Below are 15,428 nucleotides of genomic sequence, written 5' to 3'. Positions count from 1 at the left end.
GGCCGGGGCCAGATCGCCGGGCCGGCCACAAAAATCCAGACGAGGAGATCACCATGAAGCCGACCCCGTATGTCGATCACGCAGCGCTGCTGACGCTCAACTTTCACGAACTGCCGGTGTTCAAGGACGCGCTGCCGGGCGTCGATGCGCAGCCGCTGTTTCTCGACCCGCACAATGGCGCCTGGGTGTTGCGCGCGATGTTCCGTCCCGGCACTCGACTGCCGACGCACTACCACACCGGCGACGTGCATTTTTTCACCCTGAAGGGGCGTTGGAACTACGTCGAATACCCCGACCAGCCGCAGACCGCCGGCAGCTATCTGTATGAGCCGGGCGGTTCCATCCACACCTTCGCGGTGCCGGAGGACGCCGCCGAGGACGCCGAGGGCCTGATGATCGTGCGCGGCGCCAACATGAACTTCGACGACAACGGTCAGTACGTCGGTATCCTCGACGCCAGCTGGCTGATGCAGATGTTCGATCATCTGGTCAAGGAACGCGGCATGGAGCCTGCGCGCTACATCACGCCGCCGCCGGTCGGCTACACGGCCTGAGTGTCGCGGCCGCCTGACAGGCGAGGGGGCAACATGAGCATGACGATGCCAACCGGGGCCGGCGGACAGCAGCCGTCCACCCCGCGTTCGGTGTTCATCACCGGCGCCAATGGCTTCATCGGCCGCGCGCTGATGGCACGCTATCGGGCGCTGGGCTGTAAAGTCCGGGGCATGGACCTGCGCGGCGACGCGGCCGAGGGCATCGTCGCCGGCGAGCTGACCCAGCCACAGGACTGGGCCGCGCACGCGCAAGGCTGCGAGCTGTTCATCCATACCGCGGCGATCGTCTCGCAGGTCAGCGACTGGCCGGCGTATCGCGAGATCTCGGTGCGTGGTGTGCGCAGCGCGCTGGACGTGGCGATCGCCGCCGGCGCGCAGCGCTTCGTGCACTATTCCTCGATCGCGGCGATGGGCTGGGACTACGAGCCCGGCGCCGACGAGCGCGCCCCGGTGGTGATCGGCGAGCAGTACCGCTATGGCGTCGCCAAGGGCGCCAGCGAGCACGTGGTGCTGGCGGCTCACGCAGCCGGTGAGATCGACTGCACCATCATTCGCCCCGGCGATGTCTACGGGCCGGGTGGCCGGGCCTGGCTGCTGGAAGTGATGAAGCTCGCGCGGTCCGGTCAGTTGCTGCTGCCGGACGGCGGTCGCGGCGTGTTCACGCCGATCTATATCGACGATCTGGTCGACGGCACGCTGCTCGCCGCCGGACTGCCGCAGGCGCGCGGACAGATTTTCATTCTGTGGGGCGACGAGCCGATCAGTTGCCGCGAGTTCTTCGGCCACCACTGGCGCTGGGCCGGCCGGCGCGGCGATCCGCCGAGCCTGCCGCTGGCGGCGACGCTGGCGCTGACCCGCGCCTTGTTCCGCGTCAATCGCGCACTGGGCCGCAATAGCGAAATCACACCCGACGCGATGTACATGTTCGCGCGCCGCGGCGGCTATTCGATCGCCAAGGCGCGCCGGCTGCTCGGCTTTGCGCCGAAGATCGGCTTTCAGGAAGGCATGCGCCGCTGCGAAGCGTGGCTGCGCGAAACGGGCGAGATACCGGAGAGCACCTGATGATTCGATGCACCCATACCGTGATCAGCGGCGCCGGTTCGGGCCTCGGCCTGGGCCTGGCCTTGCGCCTGCTGCGGCGCGGCGCGCATGTCAGTGTGCTCGATCAGCGCGTCGGCGACGCCGCGCGACTGGCACTGGATGCGGCCGGCGGTAGCTGGTCGTTTCACCAAATCGATATTCGCGACGAGCATGCAGTGAAGGCTGCGGTGCAGGCGGCGGTCGATGCGCACGGCGCACCGGACCTGGCGATCAATTCGGCCGGCATCGTTCTCAACCGCACGCTGGGCGAAACCAGCGGCGAGGCGTTTCGCCGCGTCATCGACGTCAACCTCAACGGCAGCTTCCACTTCGCCGCGGCGGTGCTGCCGACGATGAAGCGCGACGCGCGTCTGGCGCTGATCGCGTCGCTGGCGGGCCTGACCAGCAACTACGCCTACAGCGCCTACGGCGCGTCGAAGTTCGGGGTGGTCGGTCTGGCGACGACGTTGCGCTACGAATACGAGTCGCGGGGGATTCACATCAGCTGCATCTGCCCACCGGAAGTGAAGACGCCGATGGTGGCCGAGGAACGCCGCGACGGCGACCCGATCTCGCTGTCGATCAAGAACGTCGCCGGCAGTCTCGACGCCGACGACGCCTGTGATCGCATCGTCGTCGGCCTCGATGCCGGACGCTGGCTGATCGTGCCGGGCATCAACGCCAAGATGAGTGCGATGATCGGCCGCCATCTGCCGGGCGTGTTCAACGCCTTCATGCAGTTCATGGTGAAGCGCGGCAGGCGCCGGGCCGGCGAAGCCTTGTCGTAGGGCGCCTACACACCGCACCCGTCAGGTGCGGTTCGAGGGCGGCTGCGGCCGACGCCAGGGCTGCGCGATCTGCGCCATACTGCGTGGACCATGGAGCCAACATGATCCGCACCAGCGAGCTGGTCTACGAATATCCGGGGCAACGTGCGCTCGACCGCGTCAGCTTTACGCTGGCGCCGGCGTCGATCACCGCGTTGGTCGGTCCCAACGGCGCCGGCAAGACCACCCTGTTGCGCTGTCTGGCGGCACTCGACGAGCCGTTCTCCGGCGAGATCGAGGTGGCCGGCATCGACGTCCTGCGCCAGCCGCGCGACGCGCATCGCCACATCGGCTATCTGCCCGATCACTTCGGCCTGTACGCCGAGCTGAGCGTGCGTCGCTGCCTGTTGTACGCCGGCCGTGCGCGTGGCCTCGGCGGTGCATCGCTGGAAGCGCGGATCGGCGAGGTGGCGACGCAACTGGAAATCGGCAGCAAGCTCGACGACAAGGCCGGTTCGCTGTCGCGCGGTCAGCGACAGCGTCTGGCGATCGCGCAGTCGATCATCCACCGGCCGCGCGTGCTGCTGCTCGACGAACCGGCATCCGGTCTCGATCCCGAATCGCGTGCGGCGCTGTCGGGATTGATGCGACGACTCGCCGCCGACGGCATGACACTGGTTGTCTCGTCGCACATCCTTGCCGAGCTGGAGGAATACTGCACCGGCATGCTGGTCATGCAGGGCGGTCGCATCGCCGAGCACCGGGTGCTGGATCAACCGGCCGAGACCACGATGCGCAGTGTACGTCTGCGCGTGGTGCAAACGAGCGAAGTGCTGGCTGCTGCTCTGGCCGATGTGGTCAGCGAGCTGCAGATCGACGGTACGCAGGCGCGTTTCAGCTTCAGCGGCGATGACACGGCCCTCGCGGCGCTGCTGGCCGGGCTGATCGGTCACGGTGTTGCGGTGTGCGAGTTCACCATCGAACAAACGACCTTGCAGGACGCGTATCTGCTGGCCGTCGAAGCGGGGAGGGCCCGCGCATGAACGTGTTGCGCAATCCCGAATTCCAGCGCAATGCCTGGCTGGAGCTGACCCCGCAGCGCCTGATGGCGATGCCCATCATCCTCGGTCTCGTCGCGCTGGTCGGGCACAAGCTCGACGGCTGGCTTGGCGGCCTGCCGATGATCAGCCTGTCGTTGTTCGTCATCATCACCGTGATGTACGGCGCCAAGCAGGCCGGCGAGTCCTTGAATCAGGAACTGGTGCAGGGCACCTGGGATCAGCAACGTCTGTCCGGCATGAGCCCGTGGACGATGACGCTCGGCAAGCTGATCGGCGGGCCGGTGTTCGCGTGGTACGGCGGTCTGATCTGCCTGCTGATCTATGCGCTGACGGCGACACCTGACCGCGCTTCGTTGTTCGCCGCGCTGACGGCCATCTTCACCGCCTTGACCTTCCATGCCCTGACGTTGCTGTCGGTACTGCTGTCGTGGCGCAAACTGTCGCGCAGCGTCGTCACGCCGCGGTCGCGCGGCGCGTCCATCCTGTTGCTGGTGATCTTCGCGCCGCAGCTGATTCGCCTGATTGTCGGTGCGCGCGGTGCGGGGATGATGAGCTGGTACGGCTGGCAGTTCAGCGACGTCGAGTTCGCGTTGCTGTGCGCGACGCTCGCGGCATTGTGGAGTGTGCTCGGTCTGTATCGCGCCATGCGCGAAGAGCTGGCGTTCCGCGATCCGCCGACGGCATGGATCGCGTTTCTGCTGTTCGTCTTCGCGTTCGCTGGCGGCTGGTTCTATGGCCATCCGTTGCCGGCATTGCCGTTCACCCGGTTCGGCCCCGTCACGGCGCACCTCGCGGTCTGCGCGATCGTTGCGCTGGGAGCCAGCTATTTGATGCTGTTCAGTGAGCGCAAGGACTGGGTGCGCCTGCGCCGTCTGTTGTCGTTGTGGAAAGACGGCGAGCGACGCCGCGCCTGGGAGCTGACGCCGAAGTGGCTGGCGTCGTCGCTGCTGGCGACCGCCGTCGGCCTGCTGTTCGCCGTCAGCGCGCTGGCCACGCAAAAGACCATGGAAGGCATCGCCCTGGCGAGCACCGCCGCTGCGTTCTTCGTGTTCCTGGTGCGCGACGGCGCCATCGTGCTCGGCCTCAACTTCGCACGCGATCAACGCCGTGCCGACGCTGCGGCGGCGATCTACCTGCTGGTGCTCTATGTGCTGCTGCCGTTCGTGCTGATCGCCCTGCATCTGGGCCTGATTGCGGCGACGTTCTGGGCGCCGCTCGTGCATGAGCAACCGGCCTGGCTGATCGTGATGCTGGCGCAGGCGGCGGCAGCGCTGGACTTCGCCCGCAGGCGTTGGCATCAGCTGCCGGCTTGATCGAAGCGGCCGTCGCTTCCCGGCTGACGGTCGCGCGGCAGGCGACGATGATTCGCCTTTGACGCGATCCATCGCTGCAGTCGGCGACCGTCGGCGGCACACCTTGATGACAGGCGCCTCCCTCGATAGGCGGGTGGGGTGTCGAGGCGCCATGATTCGCAACATCGTTGCAGTCTCATGGGCATCCCGGAGACACGGCGACCCGGCCCGACGATCACAAGGAGTGCGTTCATGAATACTCGTTCCGAAACCTGGCTGGCGGCTGGTCTGCGGACCCCGTTCGCGAAAGTCGATGGCGCGCTCGCCGCGCGCGATGCGATCGGCCTGTCGGTGCCGGTCGTCCAGGCCATGCTGGCCCAGGGCACCCGCCCCGATTTCGCCGTGTGGGGCAGCGTCGTACCGAATCTGACCTGGAGCAATCTGGCGCGCGAGGTGCTGATGGAAGCCGGCGCGCCGCCGACGATTCCCGCGTTCTCAACGATCATGGCCTGTTCGACCAGTATGGTCGGCAGCTTCGAAGCGGCCGGCATGCTCAACGATTCGAGCCGGCAGCTGGCGCTGGTCGGCGGCGTGGAAAGCATGAGCCGCGTACAGGTCGGCCTGACGCAGACGCTCAGCGACTGGCTGCGCAAATTCCAGAAAGCGAAGTCGATGAGTGACAAGCTCACCTCGATTCGCGACCTGAAGTTCGGTGACGTGCGGCTCTACATCCCGGCCGTGACCAATCGCACGACCGGTCTGAGCATGGGTGAGCACACCGAGATCACCGCCAAGGAATGGCAGATTTCGCGCGACGCGCAGGATGCCTCGGCGCTGGCCAGCCACCAGAACGCCGTCGCCGCCTGGGAGCGCGGCTTCTTCGACGACCTGGTGATCCCCGTCGACGGCGTCGCGCGCGACGGCATTCCGCGCAAGGCGACATCGCTGGAAAAACTTGCGAAGTTGCCGCCGGCCTTTGACCGCACGAGCGGGCTGGGCACGCTGACCGCCGGCAACTCGTCACCGCTGACCGACGGCGCCGCCGCCATCTGGGTCGGCACCCGGGCCGGTGTCGGCCGATTGCCGGCCGATACGCCGCGGGTGAAGCTGGTCGACTGGGAAATCGCCGCGATCGACTTTCGCCACGAAGGCCTGCTGATGGCGCCGGCCTTCGCGATTCCGCGACTGCTCGCGCGCCAGGGCCTGAGGTACGACGACATCGCGCTCTGGGAAATCCACGAAGCGTTCTCGGCGCAGGTGCTGTTCCACATCAAGGCGCTCGAGGACAAATCATTTCTGACGGACAAGGCCGGTGTCGATGTCGACTTCGGTGCGTTCCCGCGCGAGCGTGTCAATCCGAACGGCGGCAGCGTCGCCATCGGCCACCCGTTCGGCGCCACCGGCGCGCGCATCCTCAGTCAGGCGATCAAGGAACTGGCGGCGCTGCCGGCCGGCACACGCGCGATCGTCAGCATCTGCGCCGACGGCGGGCAGGGTAGCGTTGCCTTGCTGGAAAGCGCCGGCTGACGAGGCCGGCTTACAGCACCTTGCCCGGGTTGAGAATGCCCTTGGGGTCCAGGGTCTGCTTGAGCGTGTGCATCAATGCGATTTCCGCGGCCGAGCGCGAGATCGGCAAATGCCGGCGCTTTTCAGTGCCGATGCCATGCTCTGCGGAGATCGAACCGCCGATCGGCTGCAGCGGCGCGTAGACGTCTTCGTCGGACTGCTCGTGCAGGTGTTCGCCTTCGGCGCCGGGGTGAACGAAGAAGTGCAGGTTGCCGTCACCGATATGGCCGATGACGTCGCAGCGGCTGTTCGGCCAGCGCCGCTTGAGGCGCGCCTGGACTTCGGCGACATAGGCCGGCATCTCGCGGATCGGCAGGCTGACGTCGTAGAGGAAGATCGGTTGTCTCCGATACAGCGCCATGAAGTTCTCGCGAATCTCCCATAGGGTACGGCGCTCGGTCTCCGACTGCGGAATCACCGCATCGGCAACCAGCTCGTCGGCCAGTGCCCCTTCCATCACCGCCATGAAGCGTGCGGCGTCGGCGTCCGCGTCGGCGCCCTCGGCTTCTAGCATCACGTAATACGGGTGGCCGCGATCGAGCGGTGCGCGATGAAAGCCGGGTTCGGTGACGTCGCGGAAATAATCGCCCCACATCACTTCATACGCGCTGAGCTGACCGCCGAGCTCGCGCTGCAGGCGCTTGAGCAACTGCGTGACCTGCTCGAAGCTGGTCAGGGCAACCATCGCGCTGTTGCGGCTGCTCATCGCCTCGTCGAGTCGCACGACCACGCGCGTGACGATGCCGAGCGTGCCCTCGCTGCCGATGAACAGTTGCTTGAGGTCGTAGCCGGCGTTGTTCTTCAGCATGCGATTCATCGACGAAATCACGGTGCCGTCGGCGAGCACCGCTTCGAGCCCCAGGACATGCGCACGCATCATGCCGTAGCGGATGACGTTGATGCCGCCGGCATTGGTCGAGACGTTGCCGCCGATCGTGCACGAACCGCGCGCGCCCAGATCGACGGCGTACAGCAGCCCCTGTTCGCGTGCCGCTTCCTGCAGGTTCTGCATGGTCACGCCGGCACCGACGGTTGCCGTGCGGCCGATCGGATCGATTTCCTCGATGACGTTCATCCGCTCCAGCGAGATGATGACGCTCTGCGGATCGGCGATCGCGCCTTCCACGCAGCCGGTCAGCCCGCCGTGCGTGACGACCGCTTGACCGGCGGCATGACAGATGCGAAGCGCCGCAGCGACGTCGTCCGTGCTGCGTGGCCGCACCAGCGCAGCGCCTTGCATCGGCGCCTGGCTCCAGTAGCTGGTCGCGCGCTCGGCGACTTGCGCCGCATCGAACACGGCATCGGTACCGAGCGCGGCGCGCAGAGCTTCAAGGATCATCGGGAACCGCACCTCATGAGTCGATAAACAAAGTGGCTGGATGTTCGAGCAGTGCCTTGACGCGCTGAATGAACGAGGCGGCGTCGAAGCCGTCGACGATGCGGTGATCGAACGACGACGACAGGTTCATCATGGTCCGCACCGCGATCTGGCCGTTGCGCACCACCGGCCGTTCGACGAGCTTGTTGACGCCGACGATCGCCACTTCCGGTGCGTTGATGACCGGTGTCGTGACGATGCCGCCGAGCGCGCCGAGGCTGGTGATGGTGATCGTCGAGCCGGACAGCTCCTGGCGTGTGGCCTTGCCGTTGCGGGCGGCGTCGGCCAGGCGGCGGATCTCGCTGGCGCGTTCCCACATCGTCAGACGCTGTGCGTGCCGCAGCACCGGCACGATCAGACCGTTCGGCGTCTGCGCCGCGATGCCGACGTGCAGCGCGCGATGGCGCGTGACGATGCCGGCCTCGTCGTCGTAGGTGGCGTTGACCTGCGGGAACGCCGGCACCGCCTTGACCAGCGCCTGAATCAGCAGCGGCAGCAAGGTCAGCCTGGCGCGATCCTTGTGCGTTTCGTTGAGGTGCTGACGCAGCGTTTCGAGTTCGGTGACGTCCACTTCCTCGACATACGCGTAATGCGGAATGCGCTGCTTGGAACGCTGCATCGCCTCGGCGATCTTGCGCCGCAGACCGATGACCTTGATTTCCTCGGTGGCATCGTCGTCGCCGAAGCTCGGCGTGCGCGCGGTCGACACCGCCGGACCGCCAGCGGCGTGGCGCTCGACATCCTCGCGGCTGACGCGTCCGGCAGGGCCGGTGGCCTGCACCTGGGTGATGTCGACGCCGAGTTCGCGGGCGCGCTTGCGCGTCGCCGGCGACGCGGCGACCGAGCCGCGCGGTGACGAACTCGCCGGCCCATCGCCGACCGTCGAGACGGGCACGGTGGCCGTTTTCGATGATTCGGCCGCGGTCGGTACCGGCGCCGGCGGATCGGCGACCGCCACGGGGGCATCGTCGGCGACGGCACTGCCGTCTCCCTCGACCTCGATCGTGACCAGCGCGCTACCAACCGGCATTTTGTCGCCGACCGCGCCGTGGATTTTCGCGACCCGGCCCGAGACCGGCGACGACAGTTCGACCGCAGCCTTGTCGGTCAGCATGTCGATCAGCGGCTGATCTTCCTCGATGACATCGCCGAGCGCGACATGCAGTTGCGCGATCTCGGATTCGGTAATGCCTTCGCCGATGTCCGGCAGCTTGAAGACAAAGGTTTTGTTCAGAGCGCTCATGAAATGGCCCTCGCGTTTTGCGCGACGCGCAAAGCACCGTGTCGCATGCTCATGCACTGACCTTCGCGACTGGCTTCAAGTGCAGCCGTTCGCATGAGAGAGCATGCTCCCGCAACCGTTTGCGCTACGCGCAAAGCACCGTGTCGCATGCTCATGCAACCTCCATCGCGCGCTTGAGCGCGGCGGTTACGCGGGCGGGGCCGGGGAAGTACTCCCATTCCAGCGCATGCGGGTAGGGCGTATCCCAGCCGGTGACGCGTTCGATCGGTGCTTGCAGGTGCCAGAAGCAATGCTCCTGCACGATCGCCGATAGCTCGGCGCCGTAGCCGCCGGTGCGCGTCGCTTCATGGACGATGACGCAACGGCCGGTGCGCTTGACCGAGGCCTCGATGGTGTCGACGTCGACCGGCAGCAGCGTGCGCAGATCGATGATCTCGGCGTCGATGCCGGCTTCCTCGGCAGCGGCGAGGCAGACGTGGACCATCGTGCCGTAGCACAGCACGGTGACGTCATTGCCGGGCCGCACGATCGACGCCTTGCCGAGCTCGATACGGTAATGGCCTTCCGGCACATCGCTGGTCGGGTGTGAAGACCAGGCCTTCAGTGGCCGGTCGTGGTGGCCGTCGAACGGCCCGTTGTAGAGGCGCTTGGGCTCGAAGAAGACCACCGGGTCGTCGTCCTCGATGGCCGCGATCAGCAGGCCCTTGGCGTCGTACGGATTGCTCGGCATCACGGTCTTCAGACCGCAGACGTGCGTGAAGATGCCTTCCGGACTCTGGCTGTGCGTCTGGCCGCCGAAGATGCCGCCGCCGCACGGCGTGCGCACCACCAGCGGTGCCCAGAATTCGCCGGCCGAGCGGTAGCGCAGGCGCGCCGCCTCGGACACCAGCTGGTCGAAGGCCGGATAGATGTAGTCGGCGAACTGCACCTCGACAACCGGCCGCAGGCCGTAGGCGCCCATGCCGATCGCCGTGCCGAGAATGCCGCCTTCGGCGATCGGCGTGTCGAACACGCGAGTCTGGCCGTATTTCTTCTGCAGGCCGGCAGTGACGCGAAACACGCCGCCGAAGTAGCCGACGTCCTCGCCGAACACGACGACGTTGTCGTCGCGTTGCATCATCACATCCATCGCCGAGTTCAGCGCCTGGATCATGTTCATTGTCGGCATCTTCAGGCTCCGAGCATTTCGTCGCGCTGGCGACGCAGGTGGACGGGAAGATCCTTGAACACGTCTTCGAACAGCGTCGACGGATCGGGGTTGGCGCTACCCAGCGTGCCGATACGCTCGGCCTCGCGACCGGCGACCTTGACCTGATCCTCGACCTCTTTCTGCAGCGCCGCGTGCTGCTCGTCGGACCAGATGCCGCTGGCGATCAGGTGCTGCTTGAGGCGCAGGATGGGATCGCCCAGCGGCCAGTGTGCCGCCTCGTCGCTGGGACGGTAGGCGTTCGGATCGTCGCTGGTCGAATGCGGCGCCGCGCGATAGGTGTACAGCTCGATCATGGTCGGGCCGTGGTTGGTGCGCGCGCGCTCGGCGGCCCACTGCGTCGCCGCGTACACCGCGAGGAAATCGTTGCCGTCGACGCGCAGGCCCGGCATGCCGTAGCCGATGGCGCGCGCCGCAAAGGTCGCGCTCTCGCCACCGGCGATGCCTTGAAACGACGAGATCGCCCACTGGTTGTTGACGACGTTGAGGATCACCGGTGCGCGGTAAACCGTGGCAAAGGTCATCGCGTGGTGGAAGTCGGATTCGGCCGTAGTGCCGTCGCCGATCCAGCTCGCGGCGATGCGCGTATCGTTCTTGATCGCCGAGGCCATCGCCCAGCCCACCGCCTGCGGAAACTGCGTGCCGAGATTGCCGGAGATCGAGAAGAAGCCGACTTCGCGCACCGAGTACATCACCGGTAGCTGGCGGCCCTTCAGGCGGTCCGCCGAATTGCTGTAGAGCTGGCACATCATGTCGAGGATCGGCCAGTCGCGAGCGATCAGCAGGCCCTGCTGGCGATAGCTCGGAAACAGCATGTCGTCGGGGTGCAGCGCCATCGCCTGCGCCACGGCCACGGCTTCTTCGCCCGTGCACTTCATGTAGAAGCTGGTCTTGCCCTGGCGCTGCGCGCGCATCATGCGCTCGTCGAAAGCACGCGTCAGCATCATCGCGCGCAGCCCCTTCAACAGCGTTTCGGTCGGCAGCGCCGGCGCCCATTCACCACAGGCCTGACCGGCATCGTCGAGCACGCGGATCAGGCCGTACGGCAGCTCACGCAGCTTCGACTCCGCCGCATCGGCCGCCGGACGCGGTATCGCACCGGCCGGCGACAGATGCATCTCGCCGAAATCGGACGAGTGCCCGGGGCGGCTCTTCGGCTCGGGGACGTGCAGGCGTAGTGATTCAGGCTTCTTCATCTTTTTGCTCATTCGTTGTCCTCCATCAACTGCGACGACCACCATATCCCGCCTGCCCGCCGGGGGAATGAGGAAAGATACCGAGTGACAGCGGCCTGATTTCCGGTGTGGAGCCTTAGAAATAGACCCCCAAACGCACGCCAACCCGGCGCTCGTCGCCGATGATGCCGAGATTGTTGGCCAACGGCCCTACCAGGCCCGCGTCCTCGCTGATCGACTTGTCGATGTAAGTTGAAAAATACTTCTCGTTGAGCAGATTCGTTCCCCACAGCGCGAGGTCCCAATGGGCGTTGCGGTAGGTGATCGAACCGTTCACCAGGGAGTATGCCTCCAGCCGTGGCACGGAGTCGGCGCTCGACGTCGAGCCATTGCGCGATCCCTTGTAGGAATAGCTCGTGTCCAGGATCAGCTGGTCGTCTCCGATGTCGAAGGTGTAGCTGGTGCCGGCGAACGCGGTCCAGTCGGCCAGGAACAGAATCCGGTTGGACGGTAGCGGTTTGCCGGTGGTGTCTTCGTAATCGGAGCCGTCCGTGATGCGCGAGTGCAGATAGGTGAGGCCGGCGTTGACCGCCCAGTGCCGCGTGATATTGCCCTGCAGCTGCATCTCGGCGCCGGGGCTATGCACCGTTCCTGAATTGAGATTGATGGCGACCGGACCGACGCCGGTCGTGCTGGGCGCCAGTGCGTTTTGCCCGATGAAATGGCGGTAATCGTTATAGAACACCGCCACATCGAAGTTCAGGCGCCCATCGATCAACGAAGACTTCGAGCCCAGCTCGTAAGTCCAGACGGAATCGCCCTGGTAAGTCGGGTTCGGCGCGCCGGGCGGGTTGACACCACCACCACGGAAACCGCGCGCGATCGACGCATAGGTCATGAAGTTCGGTGTCCAGCTTTGCTTGACGGTGAGGCGTGGCTCCAGCTCCGACGCGCGGATTTCGCCGGTCGTATCGCCATTCGTCACGACCCGCTGGTGGTCGTAGCGAAGCCCGGCCGTCACTTCCATCGTCGAGATCGGGTTCCAGAACAGCGTGCCGTAGGCGGCGTAGACGTTGGTCTGGCTATGTTGATGCGCTTGCGCAGGAATCGGTGCACCCGGAACCAGGTAGATCTCGGTCGTGGCATCGCCCTTGTAGATGTTGCGATTCGTGAACAAGCCGATCAGCGACGAGAGTTGGTCGCTGTAGTGGGTATCGAAGCGGAGTTCGCCGCTGGTGGTGTCGAAGTCGTTGGTCGCCGAAGCGGTTCGGAAGAGATCGATGGGGCCGAAGTCTGCATCGCCGCTGCCGTTGCCATGGCGCGTGTCGTAAGCCGCCACGGCGGTGATCTGTGTGCTCAGGGACGGAACATCGAACTCGCCCTTCAGACTGCCGCCGGCATAGCGCAGCGTCGTCAGCGAATTCTGATTGGTGGTCACGTCTTCCTTGTAGTCGGTGGGACCCGCGACGTCCGCATAGGGTGTCGAGCCCCCGAAAACTCGGTTGTAGTAGCCGTTCAGGGTGAAATGTGCGGCCGCGATCGGTTCGAAGATCAGCGAGCCGTTGACGGCGCGTTGATCGAGCGGATTGGCGTCGCCACCCGCCAGCGTGTTCTTGAGAAAGCCGTCCTGCTTCTGGTAGGCACCGCCGATGCGCGCGCGCAGCACGCCGGGCAACACGGGACCGCTGATGCTGCCGAATACCTGACGATAGTGGTCGGTCCCCGCGTACGAGCCGCCGAGCTTGCCTTCGAAGCTGTCGGTGGGTTTGCGCGTGATGATGTTGATCGCACCGCCAAGCGTGTTCTGCCCGAACAGCGTTCCCTGAGGACCGCGCAGGACTTCGATGCGGTCGACGTCGACCAATGGGGTATTCAGATAGGACGTGTTGGGTTGATAGACCCCGTCGATGAAGATGCCGACGCCGGGCTGCACGGTGTCGATCAGCGTGGTGCCGACCCCGCGGATGTCGATGAATGAGCGTGAGACGGAGTCGGACGTGATGTTCAGGCCCGGTGTGATCGAGGCAATGTCCTTGGCCTGCGTAATGTGCTTTTCTTCAAGCTGCTGGCCGCTGATTGCCGTGACTGCGACCGGCACGTCCTGCAGGCGCTCGACACGCTTGCGCGCGGTGACCACCACCGTCGCGACACCTTCGGGGGATTCCGGCGGCGCATCGGATGCAGGGGAGGGCGTCGTCGGCGTTTCATCAGCCAGCGCAATCGTCGTGTAGGGCGTCGTGCTGTCCTGGTCTGCTGCGTGGTCCTGGCTGCCGGTCTGCGCCGTCGCGGGCGCTGAAGCAGCGAATGCGAGCGATGCACCGATCGCGATGGCCGAAAGTTTGTAAATCATGATGTTCTCTCCTCTGCGTATAGGCGTGCGCCTGGTTCGTGCCGGCGCCTCGTTGCAATGCAAGCTTCAAGTGGTCACGACTGCACTCCTGTCGGTGACCGGGTAGAGCCAGTCGAGTCCGGCCGGCAGTGCCGCCGGGAACACACTGGAATGGGTTTGGTGCGGCAGCGCACAGGTCTGCACGCGCAGGCCGGCGACGCCTTGCATGCGCGCGGCGAACGCTTCGCTGTCGGGGATGCCGGCGATGATGTTGAAGGCATTGCTGCGCTCTTCGTCGCCGATCGCGACGAACAGCGCAGCATCGCCACCGCCAGCAGGGAGCGGGCAGCGCATCAGCCACGAATCGCTGATACCGACGCCCGGGCTGATCGACAGCAGGCGCTTGAACGGATTGTCTGGCTGACACAGCGCATAGCCGACAAACGTGCCGGCCGCGGAATGGCCGACGATGCCGAGGGCGTCCGAATCGACCGGCAGGTCGCGCTGCAGCTGCGGCAGCAATTGCCGGGTAATGAAGCGATAAAACGCCGCGCCTTGGCCGAGCCGCTCGCGTGCGCGTTGTCCGCGCATCGCATAGAGCGAGCGCATGATGCGGCCCAGATCGTCGTCAAAGCGGTCCTCGCCCTGCGGTGGGAACAGTTCCTCGAAACGGCGGAAGCCGAATGCGGCGTGCCCTTCGATGCGCGGCGTGCCGATGCCGACGACAATCAGTTCCTCGATCCGGCCGTCTCGCGCAAGGCGCCTGGCCGTTTCGGTGACCATCGAGTACTCGATATTGGCGTCGAGGACGATCAGCAAAGGGCATGCGTGCCCGGCACGCGCCGCCGCCGGCAAGGAGATGAAGACCTCGAAGTCACGATCCAGCTCCGGCGCGGACATCCGGTACGGGTTGCCCGCCGGCTCGGTGGCCGGCCGGGGCTGCAGCCTGGCGAAGATCGGACGCAGCGTTTCCAGCAGCCGCACGATCGGGCGGCGGCGCAGCGGCACGACCTGATGGCCATAGGCACGGCCGGTCGCGAACAAGGTGCGCAGCGTGAACGCGACAGCGGGAGTCGCCAGCGCGGTACCGTGCAGTGCAGTGAAGCTGAAGTCGCGAACGACGGTCTGCGGCAAGCGAGCGCGGGCCTGCTCGTGACACTGCACGAAATGTTCGGAGTCGGTGCCGACCAGCAGCAATGAGCGACTGGCCGGGCCGGGATGTCGCGCAAACTCGAGTTGCCGTGGATCTGCGGCGAGCAAGTGGTCGATGCCCGAAGTGTCGGTGCGCAGGAGTTCGCTGGTGAGACGGCCGCGACTGTCGAGGTCACAGACCACGACGGCGCCGGGTTCGACCCGATAACGACGGGTGCACGCCGGCAGCAATTGCGTCGTCAGCATTCGCATCAGGGCCGCGACATCTTTCGCGGCTTCGGGCATGCGCAACGCGGCGACGATGCAGGGCCGCACTTCATCGGTGCTGTGCATCAGCCGCGCGATCTCGGCGACCGACCCGAACAGGTAGCCGGTATCGAGGACGAACAGCAGCGGATAGCGTGCGCGCCGGCGAGCGCGGTAGTCGGCCGGCAGGGCGATGTCGATGTCGCAAGGCAGCGGCCCCGGCACGCGGAAGCGACCGACATCGGACAGCCGCGAGGCGCCGCCCTCGGTCACGGCAGCGGCCGGTGGTGCCGTGCTCTGCATTATCGACATGGGCTCTCCTCCCGCGCGACCGTCAATTTGGTTGACGTTGTGTTTATAAATACATCGTGTATTTGA

General features: G+C 65.9%; 12 protein-coding genes. 6 read left to right on the top strand and 6 right to left on the bottom strand.

Translation table 11 applies throughout. The features are described from left to right. The first annotated feature begins 53 nt into the window (after window positions 1-53). The 6 genes from G7Y82_RS11800 (at window position 54) to G7Y82_RS11775 (ending at window position 6,281) form a co-directional block, all read left to right on the top strand. Window positions 54-554 (top strand): 2,4'-dihydroxyacetophenone dioxygenase family protein, encoded by a 501-nt coding sequence (locus G7Y82_RS11800; RefSeq protein ID WP_168148336.1) that lies wholly within the window; start codon window positions 54-56, stop codon window positions 552-554. A gap of 33 nt (window positions 555-587) precedes the next feature. Further along, a complete protein-coding gene (locus tag G7Y82_RS11795; RefSeq protein WP_206370624.1) occupies window positions 588-1,616 on the top strand; it encodes an NAD-dependent epimerase/dehydratase family protein in 1,029 nt (342 codons plus the stop codon). Next, the gene (locus tag G7Y82_RS11790; protein WP_168148335.1) at window positions 1,616-2,422 is read left to right on the top strand and encodes an SDR family NAD(P)-dependent oxidoreductase; all 807 of its coding nucleotides are present in this window, start codon (window positions 1,616-1,618) and stop codon (window positions 2,420-2,422) included. Before G7Y82_RS11795 ends, G7Y82_RS11790 begins: the two co-directional genes overlap by 1 nt. Before the next feature lie 101 nt (window positions 2,423-2,523). Further along, window positions 2,524-3,444 carry an ABC transporter ATP-binding protein gene (locus tag G7Y82_RS11785; protein ID WP_168148334.1) on the top strand — a complete coding sequence of 307 codons (921 nt, stop codon included), beginning with the start codon at window positions 2,524-2,526 and terminating at the stop codon, window positions 3,442-3,444. Next, window positions 3,441-4,775 (top strand): hypothetical protein, encoded by a 1,335-nt coding sequence (locus G7Y82_RS11780; RefSeq protein WP_168148333.1) that lies wholly within the window; start codon window positions 3,441-3,443, stop codon window positions 4,773-4,775. Before G7Y82_RS11785 ends, G7Y82_RS11780 begins: the two co-directional genes overlap by 4 nt. Before the next feature lie 231 nt (window positions 4,776-5,006). Then, a complete protein-coding gene (locus G7Y82_RS11775) occupies window positions 5,007-6,281 on the top strand; it encodes an acetyl-CoA C-acyltransferase (protein ID WP_168148332.1) in 1,275 nt (424 codons plus the stop codon). A gap of 10 nt (window positions 6,282-6,291) precedes the next feature. Here G7Y82_RS11775 and G7Y82_RS11770 read toward each other — a convergent pair whose 3' ends face one another. From G7Y82_RS11770 to G7Y82_RS11745, 6 genes are all read right to left on the bottom strand, one after another. Next, window positions 6,292-7,659 (bottom strand): FAD-binding oxidoreductase, encoded by a 1,368-nt coding sequence (locus G7Y82_RS11770; protein ID WP_168148331.1) that lies wholly within the window; start codon window positions 7,657-7,659, stop codon window positions 6,292-6,294. Between the two features lie 13 nt (window positions 7,660-7,672). After that, window positions 7,673-8,941: a dihydrolipoamide acetyltransferase family protein gene (locus tag G7Y82_RS11765; RefSeq protein ID WP_168148330.1), complete on the bottom strand. Its 1,269-nt coding sequence runs from the start codon at window positions 8,939-8,941 to the stop codon at window positions 7,673-7,675. Window positions 8,942-9,092: 151 nt separating this feature from the next. Beyond that, the gene (locus G7Y82_RS11760; RefSeq protein ID WP_206370622.1) at window positions 9,093-10,109 is read right to left on the bottom strand and encodes an alpha-ketoacid dehydrogenase subunit beta; all 1,017 of its coding nucleotides are present in this window, start codon (window positions 10,107-10,109) and stop codon (window positions 9,093-9,095) included. A 2-nt stretch (window positions 10,110-10,111) separates the two neighbouring features. After that, window positions 10,112-11,344, bottom strand: coding sequence for a thiamine pyrophosphate-dependent enzyme (locus tag G7Y82_RS11755; protein ID WP_206370620.1), 1,233 nt, complete (start codon window positions 11,342-11,344; stop codon window positions 10,112-10,114). A 115-nt stretch (window positions 11,345-11,459) separates the two neighbouring features. After that, complete coding sequence (locus tag G7Y82_RS11750; protein WP_168148328.1) at window positions 11,460-13,673, bottom strand: TonB-dependent receptor; 2,214 nt, start codon at window positions 13,671-13,673, stop codon at window positions 11,460-11,462. Between the two features lie 66 nt (window positions 13,674-13,739). Continuing rightward, complete coding sequence (locus tag G7Y82_RS11745; RefSeq protein ID WP_168148327.1) at window positions 13,740-15,362, bottom strand: alpha/beta hydrolase; 1,623 nt, start codon at window positions 15,360-15,362, stop codon at window positions 13,740-13,742. Window positions 15,363-15,428: the final 66 nt, after the last annotated feature.

The sequence above is a fragment of the Solimonas marina genome (assembly GCF_012241385.1).
Taxonomy (GTDB): domain Bacteria; phylum Pseudomonadota; class Gammaproteobacteria; order Nevskiales; family Nevskiaceae; genus Solimonas; species Solimonas marina.
The sequence above is the reverse complement of the archived record's forward strand: the minus strand, read 5'-3'. Positions and strand labels throughout refer to the sequence as shown.